Origin of the sequence: Cytobacillus firmus (assembly GCF_023715565.1) — a bacterium.
Classification (GTDB): domain Bacteria; phylum Bacillota; class Bacilli; order Bacillales; family Cytobacillaceae; genus Cytobacillus; species Cytobacillus firmus_C.
Map to the genome: position 1 here is coordinate 77,901 of NZ_JAMBOJ010000001.1, position 16,456 is coordinate 94,356.

17 protein-coding genes are annotated in these 16,456 nt (G+C 40.5%); all 17 read right to left on the reverse strand.

Annotated features, from left to right (window positions below; translation table 11 throughout):
- Positions 1-373: 373 nt before the first annotated feature.
- Positions 374-1,636 (reverse strand): RIP metalloprotease RseP, encoded by a 1,263-nt coding sequence (gene rseP / locus M3205_RS00365; protein WP_251168115.1) that lies wholly within the window; start codon positions 1,634-1,636, stop codon positions 374-376.
- A 95-nt stretch (positions 1,637-1,731) separates the two neighbouring features.
- The gene (dxr, locus tag M3205_RS00370) at positions 1,732-2,874 is read right to left on the reverse strand and encodes a 1-deoxy-D-xylulose-5-phosphate reductoisomerase (protein ID WP_251168116.1); all 1,143 of its coding nucleotides are present in this window, start codon (positions 2,872-2,874) and stop codon (positions 1,732-1,734) included.
- 177 nt (positions 2,875-3,051) lie between these two features.
- Complete coding sequence (locus M3205_RS00375; protein ID WP_251168117.1) at positions 3,052-3,846, reverse strand: phosphatidate cytidylyltransferase; 795 nt, start codon at positions 3,844-3,846, stop codon at positions 3,052-3,054.
- Between the two features lie 16 nt (positions 3,847-3,862).
- Entirely contained in the window at positions 3,863-4,642 is a 780-nt protein-coding gene (locus M3205_RS00380; protein WP_251168118.1) for an isoprenyl transferase, read from the reverse strand.
- 354 nt (positions 4,643-4,996) lie between these two features.
- The gene (gene frr / locus M3205_RS00385) at positions 4,997-5,554 is read right to left on the reverse strand and encodes a ribosome recycling factor (RefSeq protein ID WP_251168119.1); all 558 of its coding nucleotides are present in this window, start codon (positions 5,552-5,554) and stop codon (positions 4,997-4,999) included.
- On the reverse strand, positions 5,554-6,279 hold the full coding sequence (gene pyrH / locus M3205_RS00390) for a UMP kinase (RefSeq protein ID WP_251168120.1): 726 nt from the start codon (positions 6,277-6,279) through the stop codon (positions 5,554-5,556). Before pyrH ends, frr begins: the two co-directional genes overlap by 1 nt.
- A gap of 135 nt (positions 6,280-6,414) precedes the next feature.
- Entirely contained in the window at positions 6,415-7,296 is an 882-nt protein-coding gene (gene tsf / locus M3205_RS00395) for a translation elongation factor Ts (protein ID WP_251168121.1), read from the reverse strand.
- A 190-nt stretch (positions 7,297-7,486) separates the two neighbouring features.
- A complete protein-coding gene (gene rpsB, locus M3205_RS00400) occupies positions 7,487-8,188 on the reverse strand; it encodes a 30S ribosomal protein S2 (protein WP_251168122.1) in 702 nt (233 codons plus the stop codon).
- A 147-nt stretch (positions 8,189-8,335) separates the two neighbouring features.
- Positions 8,336-8,926 carry a DUF6115 domain-containing protein gene (locus M3205_RS00405; RefSeq protein WP_251168123.1) on the reverse strand — a complete coding sequence of 197 codons (591 nt, stop codon included), beginning with the start codon at positions 8,924-8,926 and terminating at the stop codon, positions 8,336-8,338.
- Positions 8,927-8,935: 9 nt separating this feature from the next.
- Positions 8,936-9,247, reverse strand: a complete 312-nt coding sequence (locus tag M3205_RS00410; RefSeq protein WP_251168124.1) for a hypothetical protein — start codon at positions 9,245-9,247, stop codon at positions 8,936-8,938.
- 6 nt (positions 9,248-9,253) lie between these two features.
- A complete protein-coding gene (locus tag M3205_RS00415; RefSeq protein WP_251168125.1) occupies positions 9,254-10,624 on the reverse strand; it encodes a DUF342 domain-containing protein in 1,371 nt (456 codons plus the stop codon).
- 37 nt (positions 10,625-10,661) lie between these two features.
- Positions 10,662-11,417, reverse strand: a complete 756-nt coding sequence (locus M3205_RS00420; protein ID WP_311315673.1) for a FliA/WhiG family RNA polymerase sigma factor — start codon at positions 11,415-11,417, stop codon at positions 10,662-10,664.
- 257 nt (positions 11,418-11,674) lie between these two features.
- The gene (locus M3205_RS00425) at positions 11,675-12,172 is read right to left on the reverse strand and encodes a chemotaxis protein CheD (RefSeq protein WP_251168126.1); all 498 of its coding nucleotides are present in this window, start codon (positions 12,170-12,172) and stop codon (positions 11,675-11,677) included.
- Entirely contained in the window at positions 12,165-12,806 is a 642-nt protein-coding gene (locus tag M3205_RS00430; RefSeq protein WP_251168127.1) for a chemotaxis protein CheC, read from the reverse strand. The genes M3205_RS00425 and M3205_RS00430 overlap by 8 nt, the downstream gene beginning before the upstream one ends.
- Positions 12,803-13,276: a chemotaxis protein CheW gene (locus M3205_RS00435; protein WP_251168128.1), complete on the reverse strand. Its 474-nt coding sequence runs from the start codon at positions 13,274-13,276 to the stop codon at positions 12,803-12,805. Before M3205_RS00435 ends, M3205_RS00430 begins: the two co-directional genes overlap by 4 nt.
- Positions 13,277-13,302: 26 nt before the next feature.
- Positions 13,303-15,339: a chemotaxis protein CheA gene (locus M3205_RS00440; protein ID WP_251168129.1), complete on the reverse strand. Its 2,037-nt coding sequence runs from the start codon at positions 15,337-15,339 to the stop codon at positions 13,303-13,305.
- Positions 15,340-15,357: 18 nt separating this feature from the next.
- Positions 15,358-16,452, reverse strand: coding sequence for a protein-glutamate methylesterase/protein-glutamine glutaminase (locus tag M3205_RS00445; RefSeq protein ID WP_285885892.1), 1,095 nt, complete (start codon positions 16,450-16,452; stop codon positions 15,358-15,360).
- Positions 16,453-16,456: the final 4 nt, after the last annotated feature.

The following is a 16,456-nucleotide window of genomic DNA, read 5'->3' on the forward strand; positions in this document are numbered from 1 at the left end:
TTTTCGCTTATCAATGTTGTCCGTTGATTTCCGTTCCAGGATGCTCTCTTTCCACGGGGCGTCCGGTGAGCCTCCTCGACGCTACGCGTCTGTGGGGTCTCACCTGTCCCGCTACTCCCGTAGGAGTCTCGCACCTCCCACTACAATCAACTCAGTAAATATAATATAGCAACAAACTTTGCGAAAACAGCCAATATCCAAAAGCAACAACTGCGCAAACAGCCTTTTTAAAAAAACAGACGGACTTAATTATAACATATCGTATGAAATAGTGATTGAAAAAACGGATTCCATTTTGGAACCCGTTTTTTGTCTGAATTAAATGATATTGCACATATTTTTCATGCAGGAATGTTGCGCTGCACTGATTTGTTTAAAGGAAAAACCTCTGAATATCGTTCCAAGTAACCACAAGCATTAGTAACATTAAAAGGGCAAATCCAATAAAATGGACCATTCCCTCTTTGTGGCGGTCAATCGGCTTCCCTCTTACTGCCTCGACTGCAAAGAACATTAACCTTCCGCCATCAAGAGCCGGAATAGGAAGCAGGTTCATAATTCCCAGATTTATGCTTAGGATTCCTGCCCATTTCATCAGGTAGTAGATGCCGGATTTAGCTACAGTGTCTGTTGAAACATAAATGCCTACCGGGCCAGATAATGCATCAATTGAAAACTGTCCAGTGACAAGCTTGCCCAGCATAACAAAAATTTCTTTTGTCCAGAAATACGTTTCTTTAGCTCCGTAGGTAATAGCCTTTAATGGCGATTTTTCCATCGGGCTATAAACACCAATGATTCCAATTTTTTCGCCTTCTACATCCTGAACCTTTGGTGTTACCGTTATAGTATGTTCCTGGCCGTTTCTTTCCACTAAAAATTCGAGTTCTTCACTTGGGTTCTTTCTAATGATTTCAACTACATCTGACCAGCTTGAAATTTCGGCTCCATCCACACTTTGAACCATATCGCCTTCCTTTAGCCCAGCTTCATATGCTGCACCATCAGGCGTCAGCTTGCCAAGGGCAGGTTCATTAGTTGGAATGCCCTGCAATAAGGCTATTAGAACAAAAACGATAAAAGCCAAAACAAAATTCATCATTGGACCCGCGAAAATCGCCATTGTTCTCTGACCCAAGGTCTTTGATGCAAATTGACGATCATACGGAGCAATGAGCGTTTCAGTCCCGTCCTCAACCAGTACAGCTGAACGGCTGACTTTGAAAATTTGGAGGGACTCATCCTCTTCTCCTTCAACATAACCTTTTATTGCAAGGGTATGTTCAATATCAGCATTCTCAACTTCAACGATTCTTGCATCAGGATACTTATCTTTGTTGTTTAATACAATTTTGCTTACTTCCTCGTTCTTATCAAGGATTAAGCCGATGCGGTAGCCTGGTTTGATTTCCACCATTTCAGGATCTTCACCGGCCATGCGGACAAACCCGCCGATGGGCAGAAGACGAATTGTGTATACTGTTTCATCTTTTTTAAAGGAAAACACCTTTGGCCCAAATCCAATTGCAAATTCCCGGCAGAGTATTCCTGCTCTTTTTGCGAATATTAAATGTCCGAGTTCATGAAAAAATACCAGTGCCCCAAATATAACAATAAAGGCTATTACTGTACTCAAGTTTTAACCACCTTTTTTTAGAGGTTGTTCAACTGCCGCTGGTAAGTGCATTAATTTATCAGCTTTTACACATTTTTCAGCACTTGAACACAAGCTTATAGAAGCGAGCTGACAAATCTCCTCGTTTCCAGATCTGATTCCTGAATTTCAGTCAGACTTGGATTTGAGATGATGTCATGGCTGCTCATTGCTCTTTCGATGAAATCTTCTATTTGCAGGAAGGTAATCTTTCCATCCAGGAATGCAGCAACAGCAGCTTCATTCGCAGCATTCAATACGGCTGGCATTGATCCGCCAGCTTTTCCGGCTTCATAGGCAAATTTCAGGCAACGAAAACGATTAAAGTCCATTTTTGCAAAATGGAGCTTGCCAATCTCAGCAAGATTCAGCCGTTTTGCTGTTTGCAGCGGGAGCCTGTCAGGATATGTTAAAGCATATTGTATTGGTACTCTCATATCCGGTGTGCCAAGCTGTGCGATTACACTGCTGTCATGATATTCCACCATGGAATGGATAATGCTTTCTTTATGAAGAAGGACATCTATTTTACTGTAGTCCACGGAGAAAAGCCAATGTGCTTCAATAACTTCGAGTCCCTTATTCATCATAGTGGCAGAATCGATGGTGATTTTTGCTCCCATTGACCAATTCGGATGGTTAAGCGCCTCTTCAACAGTCACATTTTCCAGTTCCTTGCGGGAGCGGTCCCTGAAACTGCCTCCAGAAGCTGTTAATATGAGCCTGTCAATATTTTTTTCTTTTTCCCCCTGTATAGATTGAAAAATAGCGGAGTGTTCACTATCTACAGGAAGCAGGGGTACACCATTCCGCTTTACTGCTTCCATGACCAAATGGCCGGCAGTTACAAGGGTTTCCTTATTCGCGATGGCGATTGTCTTCTTTTCCTCAATCGCCTGCAGGGTAGGATTAAGGCCTACACTGCCTAATACAGCATTAACCAGTATGTCTGATTTTTTGTAAACGGCAACTTCAATCAAACCTTCATGTCCATATGTAAATGTTATGCCGGGAAACTCTGTTTTAAGAATATCTGCGGAACTTTTTTCAGATAGGGAGACAAGTTCCGGCTGAAAGTCAGATATAATCTTCCTGGCTAGATTAATATTCCTCCCGGCAGACATGGCTGCCAGCTTAAAATCCTCGGGGTGCTCTTTAATAATATCGAGGGTCTGTATTCCAATAGACCCTGTTGCCCCCATCAAACTGATATGTTTCATAGTCTCCTCCTTATAAGAAAAGCGGAAGCGCCTTGCCCACCCCGACAAGCATAGATAAGCCACGCCCACTTAAGGCGTTCTTTGCATTTATGCAGGCACGGCTTATGATCGGAGTGGCTGGCGCCGGAGCTGAACAATTATCTAGTATCCTAATGTATAATTTTTTTGCCAATAGGATTACAGCAGGTGAAAAAAGTGGAGCAATGGCAGGACGAATAATAAACTGTCAAAACGGTCTAGAATTCCTCCATGGCCAGGCAAAATATTTCCTGAGTCTTTTACATTATAATGACGTTTTAATGCTGATTCCACTAAATCCCCTATTTGACCAAACAATGACAGAATTGCTGTAATTACTAATAACCCAAGCAGAGATTCATCAATATCTGTAAAGATAATAAATAACACCGCTACTGCCAGAGCACAGACTACACCGCCAAGAGAACCTTCAACAGTCTTATTTGGACTGATTTCAGGCCAAAGCTTCTTCTTCCCCATAGCTTTCCCTATAAAATAGGCACCTGAATCTGTGGCCCAAATAAGGAAAAGTGCAAAAAAGAGGTAGGTCAGGCCTTGATCGGCGAAGCGGGTCTCCATAAAATAGTAAAACCCTATGCCCACATATAAAGTTGACATAATCGAAAAAGCCACATCATCAAAAGTAAATTTGTTTTTTGTCGCGACTGTATACGTTAAGAAAAGAAGCACTCCAAAAAGAGCTACCTCAATTTTTGTATAATTCATATCATCCAGGATTGACTGAAATTCTTTAGGCAAAAGGAAAATCCACAATAATAATAAAGAAATAATGCCTGGAATCGAGAATAAACTTAAATTTCTCATTTTCAATAATTCTAATAGGGCAATGGATGCCAGCAAATATGCCAGGATGATGATTGGCATGCCTCCAAGGATAATGATCGGCAGGAGGATTGCTCCAAATATAATAGCTGTGATAATACGCTGTTTCATTCAATTTTCAACACCTTTATTGTACTCCTCCAAAACGCCTCTGGCGGCTTTGGAATACTTCGATCGCTTCAAGCATTTGTTCTTCATTGAAATCCGGCCATAAGACATCCGTAAACCAGAATTCCGTGTATGCAAGCTGCCAGAGCATAAAATTGCTTAATCTGATTTCACCGCTTGTACGTATCAGAAGATCAGGATCTTTTAGACCGCCTGTCATAAGATAAGATGAGAATTTTTCTTCATTCAATTCATTTTCATTCATTATACCACTTTTGCAATCATTTAAGACACGCTTGACGGCTTCAAGTATTTCTGCTCTGCTCCCATAATTTAATGCAAAGTTCAGCACCAAGCCGGTGTTATTTTTTGTCTCTTCCATCGCTTTGGAAACTGCATTGCGTGTATGAGCAGGCAAGTGGTCAAAATAACCAATCATTCTTACCTGTACATTCTCTTCTATCAATTCAGGAAGGAAAGTTCCCAGAAATTCCTCTGGCAGCTTCATAAGAAAGTCCACTTCCATTTTAGGACGTTTCCAATTCTCAGTTGAGAATGCATATAAGGTTAGAGTCTTCACTCCAATATCGCTTGCAAATCTGGTGATCTTTCTGACGACCTTCATTCCCTCATGATGGCCGGCAATTCTCGGGAGCGCTCGTTTTTTAGCCCATCTGCCATTCCCATCCATGATGATGGCAAGATGCTCAGGTATTTGTAATTCTTTTATTTTTTCAACTCTCTCTCGGAGATTGGAAGAACTGTTTTGGGACTTCCATAACTTCATTTTATCAAACATAAGTCTGCTCCTTTAAAATAGGTTAATCCTCCGATAAAAGACAAAGTGTGAAACTTCAATCGGCAGGGGCTTTTTCCCGCTGATTGATAGTTGAATTTCAGTCATAGTATCTTTTAGAGATTATTCTAATGGTAAAATAATGATATTGCCTCTTTCCGCATGATAATATCATACCAAAAATAATTAAATATATCTCTATAAAAGAGTATGTTACCAGAAAGTTAATTCAGGTTAGGAATCTTCCTACTTCGTATATAACAGCAGAGTTGGCGCGTTAGTGCCTGATCAGATTATGTATGCTCCTAAAGAGTAAAAGAACCCCCTATTGATAGAGGGTTCTAACTATAGAATAAATTAGACTGCAAGGATTTCTTTTTCTTTTTCTTTTGTTAAATCGTCAATCTTGCTGATATGATCATCAGTAAGTTTTTGAATATCATCAGAAAAACCGCGAAGATCATCTTCAGTGATCTCCCCATTTTTCTCAAGCTTTTTCAGGTCATCATTAGCATCGCGGCGAACATTGCGGATGGCAACTTTTGCTTCTTCTGATTCCTTTTTAACAACTTTAACAAGCTCTTTACGGCGCTCTTCTGTTAGCTGCGGAATAGCCAGTCTGATTACACTGCCGTCATTTGAGGGATTTAAGCCGATATCAGATTTAAGGATGGCTTTTTCAATTTCTCCCAGAATGGTTTTGTCATAAGGCGTTATTACTAAAAGGCGGGCCTCAGGAGCGGCCACCCCGGCAAGCTGGTTAACAGGAGTCGGCGCACCGTAGTAATCAACAGTAATGCGGTCAAGCAAAGAAGCGTTGGCTTTACCTGCACGGATGCTCGCAAGCTCCCTTGTATAAGCTGAAATTGCTTTAGTCATTCTTTCTTGTGCATCTGAAATAACTTGTTTTGGCATTATTTTTTCCCCCTAACGATTGTTCCGATTGTTTCACCCATTACGGCGCGGTTAATATTGCCTTTTTCCATGATTGAAAATACTATTAACGGAATGTTGTTATCCATGCATAAAGATGATGCAGTTGAATCCATAACTGCCAATCCTTCTTTCAATACATCAAGATAGGAAAGTTCATCGTATTTCTTTGCGTTTTTATCAACACGAGGATCAGCTGAATAGACGCCATCCACATTGTTTTTCGCCATAAGAATTACTTCTGCTTCAATTTCTGCAGCTCGCAATGCTGCTGTAGTATCAGTAGAGAAGTAAGGATTTCCGGTTCCCGCAGCAAAGATTACAACCCGCTTTTTCTCGAGATGGCGGATGGCTCTTCTGCGGATGTATGGTTCAGCAACCTGTCTCATCTCGATTGAAGTTTGAACTCTCGTTTCTACTCCAAGATTCTCGAGGCTATCCTGTAATGCCAATGAGTTCATTACAGTTGCAAGCATACCCATATAGTCTGCATTTGCTCTGTCCATACCCATTTCTTCTCCGATCTTTCCTCGCCAAATGTTTCCGCCGCCAACTACAACAGCAACCTCGACACCCAGTTCAGCCAGATCCTTAACCTGTGAAGCAATTGATTTAATCACTGAAGGATTAATTCCGAAACCTTGCTCTCCTGCTAAAGCTTCTCCACTTAATTTCAAGACCACGCGTTTGAATTTTGGGCTGCTCATAAGAACCTCCATATGTAGTATAAAAAGCTCAAGCGCTTAAAGGCGCTATTTGCTGCATTTATAATCTATCTCATTCTTGAAAAACAGGGAACACAAAGTGTTCCCTGAATTATAGCTGATTAATTACTATTAAAATTACTTCTTAACTTGGTTCATTACTTCTTCAGCGAAGTTGTCTTCACGCTTTTCGATGCCTTCTCCAACTTCATAACGAACGAACTCACGGATTTTTCCGCCTTTAGATTCAACGAATTTGCCAACTTTTTGATCAGGGTTTTTAACAAAAGCCTGGTCATTTACGCAAACATCTTCGAAGTACTTGCCAAGACGGCCTTCAACCATCTTAGCAACGATGTTTTCAGGCTTGCCTTCGTTAAGAGCTTGCTGAGTCAATACTTGACGCTCACGCTCTACTTCGTCCTGTGACACTTCGTCACGGGATACATATTTAGGGTTCAGGGCTGCAATATGCATTGAAACATCTTTCGCTGCATCTTCGTCAGTTGTTCCTTCAAGAACTGTTAACACACCAATGCGTCCGCCCATGTGAAGGTATGCACCAAAAGCATCGCTGTCAGTTTTTGTTTTGATTTCGAAGCGGCGAAGAGAAAGCTTCTCACCGATTTTAGCAATTGCACTATTGATGTGTGATTCTAAAGTTGCACCGTTAGCCATTGTCTGGCCAACTGCTTCTTCTACTGAAGCCGGCTTCGCTGCAAGTAAATGATCAGCGATTTCTTTAACAAGTGTTTGGAAGCCTTCGTTTTTAGCAACGAAATCTGTTTCAGAGTTTACTTCTAGGATAACCGCTTCGTTTCCGTCAACCTTAACAGTTGTAAGACCTTCTGCAGCAATACGGTCACCTTTTTTAGCAGCTTTAGCGATTCCTTTTTCACGAAGGAAGTCGATTGCTTTTTCCATATCACCTTCAGTTTCCTGAAGTGCTTTTTTGCAGTCCATCATGCCTGCGCCTGTTTTTTCACGAAGTTCTTTAACCATTTGAGCAGTAATTGCCATTATGATATCCTCCTTAATAAGTTATGTAATATTATCTTTACCATTTATTACTATATAGAAAACTAAACGTTGCCTTTTTCTTTAAAAAAAGGTGATAAAGGGTGCTCCCTCTTATCACCTTCTTTAAATCAAGAAAAAAGCAACTTAGAGCTGTATAGCCCCAGCACTACATAGCGCTTCCGTTTTTCTATTAAGCAGTTGTAACTTCTTCACCTTGTTTAGCTTCAAGGATAGCATCTGCCATTTTGCCTGTTAATAATTTAACAGCACGGATAGCATCATCGTTTGCAGGGATAACAACATCAATTTCGTCCGGATCACAGTTAGTGTCAACGATACCAACGATAGGGATGTTTAATTTGTGTGCTTCTGCAACAGCGATGCGTTCTTTGCGAGGATCAATGATGAATAGGGCATCTGGAAGGCCCTTCATGTCTTTGATTCCGCCCAAGAACTTCTCTAAGCGCTCTTGCTCTTTCTTCAATTGAACAACTTCTTTTTTAGGAAGAACTTCGAAAGTACCATCTTCAGACATTCTTTCGATATCCTTCAAACGAGAAATACGCTTTTGGATTGTTTCAAAGTTTGTTAAAGTTCCGCCTAACCAGCGCTGGTTCACATAGTACATACCAGAACGGATAGCTTCTTCCTTAACGGAATCTTGAGCTTGTTTCTTAGTTCCTACGAAAAGGATAGTACCGCCGTTTCCAGCAAGCTCCTTAACGAAGTTGTAAGCTTCTTCTACCTTCTTAACAGTCTTTTGAAGGTCGATGATGTAGATGCCGTTACGCTCAGTGAAGATATATTTCTTCATCTTTGGGTTCCAGCGGCGTGTTTGGTGTCCGAAGTGTACACCAGCTTCAAGCAATTGCTTCATTGAAATTACTGACATTTGTGTTTCCTCCTAATGGTTTTTATTTCCTCCGCCTATATCATTTTCAGCCGGCAACTGCATGTAAACAGCACCATCCGGCTAAATCCATAAGCGTGTGTATTAACACCATTTGTTAATATAGCATAAGTGTTTTTCACAATCAAGCTATTCTTGCTGATTTTGACGAAATTTCAGCATTAACTCGACTTCAGTCTTCCCTTTGCCTAATTTTTTGGCAATATCCCCCACACTCAATCCCTGTTTTTTCAGAATGTATACTTGATCATTTATTGATGAAGGATTTGTTTCCTTAATTGAGTGACTTCTATCTGACCGCGTGACAGATTCAGGCTCCTTTAATCTTTCCTTTTCACTCAATTTATCCTCAGCTGCCCTCAAATTTTGTTTGTAGGCTGCAGATGCCTGGTAAATGGACGCTCTGGCTAATGGCATTGATTTATCATCTGCTTTAGATATAACTTGATCTTTTTTAATGTCCAAATTTACTGGAGTGATTTTCTCTTTTATAGAAGGATCGTTTTTCACATTAATGTTCGAAAGCTTGCTAATAAAATCATCGTTTTCTTCTTTCATTTGAACAAGGTACGCCGATATAACCTCTTCCATTTCAATAAGCACTTTTTCCTGTTTCTTCTCTGTATCCATTAGTTTATTCTGACGCAAATAAAGTAGAATAATGGCTAATAAGGCTACAATATTTAATAGCAGGCTTATAGCTAATAGAAAAGCTGTCATGATATCCCTCTATCCGCTGTAGTCAATAACCTTCCCTTTGTATGGATGGCTCTGTCTGTCATTGCTGTCTTTTTTCTGATCTTCTTTCCGATCTTGTTCTCCAGCCTCTTTGTGACTTTCACTGTCATCGTGGCCAAGCTTGACATTTTGTTTATGCTCCTGTTTTACCACAGTTTTCCGCTGCTTTTCAGCATTTTCCTGTGTACTGTCGGAAGCAAACCCACTGATGGTCTGTCCCCTCTGCTGAAGCTGATCCTGAATTTTACCAGCTTCGAACGTTCTGGGAAGTGCTATCTGAAGTTCTATTGATTTCAAACTCATCCCAGATCACATCCTTGATAACGGTTCACTTCTAATTTCTCCTTTTAGAAAATGAAACTTTAAAGATTTGACAGTTTCCCGAATCACTTTTGAATACTTTCCAAAATGAATTGAAGTGTTGGGATAGATCTGCCCGTAAATAAGGATTGAAACATTCATTTTTTCTTCTTTTTCTCTTTCCAATACAGCCAGATCTTCATTTATTTTGCTTAATTTATTCTGCAAATGAGCTTTTGTAGCCCGTTGCTTGAGAATAATTATTCTTTGTTCATCTGTCAGCTTTCCTGTCAGCTTTGCCATTTCTGTTAGTCTGCCTTCGATACTATCAAGTTTTTTGATTGATTCGTGAAGTTTGGCTGTTTCATTTACTAGTTCTTTTTGGATGCTATCCATATTGGAATTAGAGTCCATTCCAGCAAAAAGTTCTGTCTTAGTAAATAAGTGATTGCCCAGTTCTCTGATTTCAATGTCGGACCCGGACTGAAGCTTTCCTCCAATAGCCAATGCACCACTGCATCTAATGGCTCCGCCAGCTTGAACATGGCTGTGCAGGATTGACTTTTGGATAATTACGTCTTGTTCCGCTTTCACATTTGCCTGATTCAGGTATGCTGCATGAACAGAACCTCCCGAAACTACTGAACCTTTATGTCTGCCTGAAATTCCGCCAGTAACAAGGACGTTATTATCCGCCTGCAGGAAAGAGCCTTCAACTATACCGGCAACAATGATGTCACCTCCAGCTTTAATCTCATAACCGGCAGGAACATTTCCGCGTATCACAACATTCCCGACAAAATTAATATTGCCTGTTTTCAAGTCAAGGTCTCCTTTAACCTCATACACAGGATTAACTGAAATGCTGTTCTGAGTGAAACTAACCTGTCCATCTAATAGCGAATAATATTTGCCGCCATTTACAATAACATTTTCACCGGCCTTGACTCTTAAAGACTTTCCATCCATTGCCGGTATCAGCTCACCAAAAATATTCTTTCCGGAAGCACCGGGGGTAGCAGGAATAACAGAGGCCAGAAGCTGACCCTGTGTAACAGATGGGATATGGAGAACATCTCTAAAATTAAATCTCTTTCTGCCCGTTTTCCGGTCATAAGAGACTTCATTTAATAGATATGCATCACTGCCATTTTCTGCAGGAAGTCCTTTGGCTATTTGAATGGGATATTCCACTGAGAACGGATCTCTGCAGATTCTCTGGATTACTTCTTCGCTAACACCGAAAATGACCTTTTCGTCAGCAAGCAGTTTATGGATCATTTCAGATTGGACTGTTCCATCCAGTTCATCAATATCTACCGGCTGTATCCATGCAGATAAACCGTGAGCATCAACTAAAAGTTGAAATTGGTTTTCCATGCTGATTCCTTCCTTTGAAGAAAGAAATGGCATAAGACTATATGGCTTTTTCCAACAGCTGCCTAAGCTTAAAAATTGACTTTGAATGGATTTGGGATATACGGGATGTTGATAGGCCCATAACTTCGCCAATTTCTGTAAGAGTTAATTCCTCTTTGTAAAATAAACTTAGCACAAGCTGCTCTTTTTCATTTAACTGTAAGATTTTTTCAGCCATTTCTTCCAAGATTTCATTTCTTAATACCTTTTCTTCTGGAATGATTGCTTTTTCATCCTTAATTGAATAACTGGCATCTTTTTCTTCTGAATCAGGCTGCTCATCAATTGAGAGGATGTTTGCGTAAAAATGTTCGTTCATAACAGAATATACTTCTTCTTCCTGCATATCAGTTTCTTCAGCAATTTCATAAACTGTTGCATTGCGCATCAGCCGCTGCTCCAGCTTCTCAGTGGCAGCTTCAATTTTTTTCGCCTTCTCCCTTGTACTTCGGGGAAGCCAATCTTCTTTTCTTAATCCATCTAAAATGGCACCGCGAATTCGAAACGAAGCATATGTATCAAACTTCAAATCTCTTGCAGGCTCAAACTTTTCCAGCGCATCGTATAAACCCATTAGCCCAAGGCTGCGAATATCGTCTCTTGAAACATTCTTCGGCAGGGCAGCGGATATTCGCTGAACATGATAGCTTACAAGAGGCAAATATTTTTTCACAAGAAAATTCCCCGCTTGAGCATCACGAGAGTCGACCCATTTAGCCCAGTATGTGCTTTCTTCGGTTATCATGTCTGCCACGGCCATCCTCCTCAAACGTTTCCATTTCTATTAATTATTGTTAGTATATCAAAATTTTTCTATAAAAATATTAACTTTCACTCTAAACTGCTCAGTTCTTTTCCAAAATAAGGGGGTCTTACGAAGAAATAATTGGTGAGATCAATATTTAAGCCGGAGAGAAATCAGCTTGTATGGCTGGCTGAGTCATTCTGCAGCATCTAAGATTTTTAAGACGATTTATATAAGGCTGTATCTGCCCACACTGAAACGAAAGTTTAAATAACAATTTGGCCTTTATTAACAGTCCGTACCATCAGGTCCCCTGTTTGAGGATTGAATTCGATTGTTCTTCCGCTATGCCCGCCAACATCTTCACCTAAAAGAGCAATCTTTAAGGAATTTAGTTCCTTTTTAACTGCTTCCACATTTCTAGGGCCAATTCTCATTAAGTCACTTCCGGAGGAGTATTGGAACATTTGGGCTCCGCCGGCAATTTTGGCATTTAATCGAGAAGTTTTTGCACCTTTTTTCTCCAGCAGGCTCATTAAATTCCGAATTGCAGTATCAGCATATTTAGCTGAATTGAAGCTTGTATTTTTTGCAAGAGATGAATCAGGCAACATAATATGTGCCATCCCGGCAATTTCTGAACCAAGATCATAAAGAACCACACCGACACAGGAACCAAGGCCTGATGTCCTGATTAATCCAGGGGTCTTAACAATATTCATATCTGCTATGCCCACTTTTATAATTTCTAGAATACTATTCATAATCATGAATTCCCAATGCCTTAAAGATTATTTGAAATGATTCAGGATCTGGCAGCAGAAAGAAATGGCCATTAACAGCATCCGTATTTTGAAGCTCATCATTTAAAGCTGTATCAATTACGATGGCGTAATCGCTCATCTGCGAAATTTCCATTAGACCCGTTCCGATAATTGCCCCCACCATATCAATGCTTATCATCGGCACCGAAGGGAAAAGTGACAGCTTAGTAAAATCCGATAACGAAGATAAATATGAACCTGATAGAATGTTGCCAAGCTCCTGAAGCGCGGATAGAGCAAGTTCATCATATGTCAGCTCATCTGCACAGAATGGAATGTTTCCAGGCAGTTCCCGAATAAAGATTTCAGCCTGTGTAAGAGGAAGGACAAAAAACATGCTGCCAGGGGCGTCTCCTTCTATCCTTAGAAACACCCCTGCTACAACATTTTCCGGACCTCCTGCCATGTCGATCATTTCATTAAAAGAAACAATTCTTACATCAGGGACAGACATATCAATTTTTTTATTAAGCAGCGTTGATAATGCAGTAGCGGCATGACCCGCACCAATATTCCCGATTTCTTTAAGAATATCCAATTGCATGCTGCTGATATTTTTTTCTAAAAAATTCATCCCGCTAATCCTTTTTCATCCTGAGCTGTTAATTCTTCAGGATTCAAGACTTTTTTCAAATCTATTAGAATAAATAACCGTTTTTCGATTTTTGTAACACCCTTGATAAAATCCGCCTCTTCTGAACCGATTACGTCCGGAGGGGGTTCAATAGATTCAGGCGCCACATCAATCACATCATTTGCAGAATCTACAATCAATCCGACTTCCATATCGTTCAATACTGCGATGATGACTCGTGAATGCTCATTATATTCAGCCTCTTTAAGATTAAATCTGCTTCTGAGACTAATGATAGGTGTCACAACACCCCTTAAATTGATTACTCCTTTAACAAAACCGACTGTTTGAGGAACCCGGGTAATATGCTCAACTTTTTCAATGGAACGCACCTGATTAACCGGAATTGCATATTCCTTATCTTTCAGCTGAAATACAATCAATTTTAAGTCCGCAGTCGTCTCACTCATCCTGTTCACTCCTCGTCAAAATTCATTTATTTAATCAATGCATTGCAGTCCACTATCAGGGCAACCTGTCCATCTCCTAATATAGTTGCTCCGGAAATGGCAAACACGCTTGTTAAGTAGTTTCCAAGTGATTTTAAAACGACTTCCTGTTGGCCGATAAAGGAATCCACCACTAATCCGGCCATCTTATCCCCTTTTCTGACGATGACAACGGAAATGAATTCATCCTCATGATTGTCAGATGGCACCTCAAAGATTTCTTTCAATGAAAGGAGCGGAACAACCTTGCCTCTGAAATCAATAACCTTCTGATTATGTGCACTTAAGACGTCTTCTTTTCGGATAATAGCTGTTTCAATAATAGAGGATAGAGGAATAGCATATTTTTCCTTTTCAATCTCAACTAGCATCACAGAAATAATGGATAAAGTTAAAGGAAGCTGTATGGAGAATATGGATCCCTGTCCAACTTTTGAATCAATTGAAACGGATCCTCCCAATGACTCAATTGTATTTTTGACAACATCCAAACCTACACCCCGTCCTGAAACGTCCGAGATCTTATCCGCAGTTGAAAACCCTGAGGCAAAGATAAGTTCATATGCCTGTTTGTCCGTTAGTGTTGAAGCCGTTTGCTCTGTAATGATGCCATTATTTATTGCTTTCTTTATAACCTTATCCTTGTTTATGCCTGCGCCATCATCCTCTATTTCAATGAATACATGATTGCCGCTGTGATAAGCTTTTAGAATGACATTTCCTTCTTCACCTTTCCCATTGGCTTTACGGACTTCCGGTGTTTCAACACCGTGGTCCAATGCATTTCGGATTAAGTGAACAAGAGGGTCGCCAATTTCATCGATAACCGTTCGGTCCAGCTCGGTATCTGCACCAACAATTTCGAGATTGATCTTTTTGTTTAAATCTCTTGCTAATTGTCTGACCATTCTAGGAAAACGATTAAATACTGTTTCTATTGGGACCATGCGCATATTCAAAATAATATTCTGCAGGTCTCCGGAAATCCTTGTCATATGCTCAACAGTTTCATGAAGTTCCTGATTGTTCAATTCCTTGGATATTTGTTCAAGTCTGCCCCTGTCAATAACCAATTCTTCAAACAGGTTCATAAGGATATCCAGTCTCTCGATATTCACCCTAATGGTTTTGTTGCTTACGTTTTTTGCTGCAGGCGTCTTCTTTTCATCTTTTGGCATATCTGAAGCACGATCTGTCTTCTCTTCCATTTCAGGCTGCAGAGTACCTTCTTCCTTCACAGCTTCCCGGGAGATGTAATCTCCAATAGAAACCTCAAGCACATCTATCCTGTCGACTTCTGAGACCTTTAGAAGTTTCTGACGGAGAACTTCGGGTGTCTCTTGGGTTACAATTGTTACAGAGAATTCCTGATCAAATTGCTCTTCTTCAAGCAGCTCAACAGAAGGAGTGGCTTTGATCACTTCACCACTTTTCTCGAGGACCTCAAAAACCATAAAGACTCTGGCTGCTTTCAGCAGACAATCAGCCCGCAAGGCTATGGATATTTCATAGGTTTCAAAGCCCTGCTCCTTCGATTGCTGAATCACGGTCCATTCGAAATCGTCATATGTACTTTTGACCAGACCCTGCGGTTCATAAATAGCTGCTGCCGTTTCGGCTCTTCCTTTTGATAATGCAGGGCTTTCCCCTTTTTCAATGAGCATCAGCTTATCAACAGCTATGGAAACATCCCTTTTGCCATCTCCGCCTTCTGCAATTGATTGGACCATTGCTTCAAGATCATCAACAGCCAGAAAAACGACGTCGAGAATTTCAGCATTTACCTTAATCTTCTGATTTCTGATAGCATCAAGAACATTTTCCATCTGATGAGTTAGACTTGCGAGATCTTCATAGCCCATAGTGGCCGACATGCCTTTCAGCGTATGAGCTGACCTGAAAATCTCATTAACTATTTTTATATCATCAGGGTTTTTCTCTAATTCAAGAAGCTGTTCATTGCACGACTGCAAATGCTCCTTGCTTTCTTCGATAAACACCTCTAAATATTGGTTCATCTCCATGTGCCTGCCCCCTCGGCTTTATACAAATTTCAATATGGATTCTGCAATACGTTCAATATGCTGCACATCATCCGCCAGGCCAGACTCAATCACTGCTCTTGGCATTCCATATACTATGGATGATTCTTTTGATTCAGCGATAGCCTTTACTTCACCGCTTTTCTTCAGTGCCATCAAGCCTTTTTTGCCATCTGCTCCCATTCCTGTCATTATGACAGCAATTTTTCTGAACCCATTAATTTCACTTATAGACTCCAACATCATATCAACCGAAGGTCTGTGTCCATTCCTTGGCAGTGATTCATTCAGATGAATAACAAGATCTTTTCCTGACTTAGCTGCTGTCAGATGAAAGCCGCCAGGAGCAATGTAGGCTGTACCGTTTTCAAGAATATCCCCCTCCTCGGCTTCCTTAACCGATAGCGCCGATAATCCATTTAGCCTACTTGCCAATGACTTCGTAAATCCGGCAGGCATATGCTGTACAATCAGAACCGGTGCATTTAGGTTACCTGGAAGGTCAACCAGCACTTTTTGAAGTGCCCGCGGTCCTCCAGTAGAAGTTCCTATGCAGATAAGCTGTTTGACGTTAAGGTTCGCTTTATCAGAATGATTAATCTGAATAGATCGACATGGTTCTATTTTACTATAATTAATCTTTAGTTCGGCAGTTTTTTTTCCAATACCTGAAAAATCAGCCAGCTCTTTAATATTCGCTTTGCTTGCTTGCACGACTTTATCTGTCAATTCAGTTTTTATCTTATGCAGATCCAGGGAGATTGTCCCAGATGGCTTCGCAATAAAATCTACTGCCCCATATTCCATAGCTGTAAAGGTGTTTTCAGCACCTTCCTTCGTTGTGCTTGAAAGCATAACTACAGGGACTGGCATAGTTTTCATAATTATTTTGAGAGCTTCCAGTCCGTTTAGGACCGGCATTTCAACATCCAAGGTAACTGCATCAGGGTTTAATTCTTTTATTTTCTTTAAGCCCTCTTCTCCGTTTCTTGCCGTCCCAATAACTTGAATTCTCTCATCTTGAGACAGGAGATCCGAAATCAGTTTTCTCATAAAGGCTGAATCATCTATCACAAGCACTTTAACGATGTTCATGCTG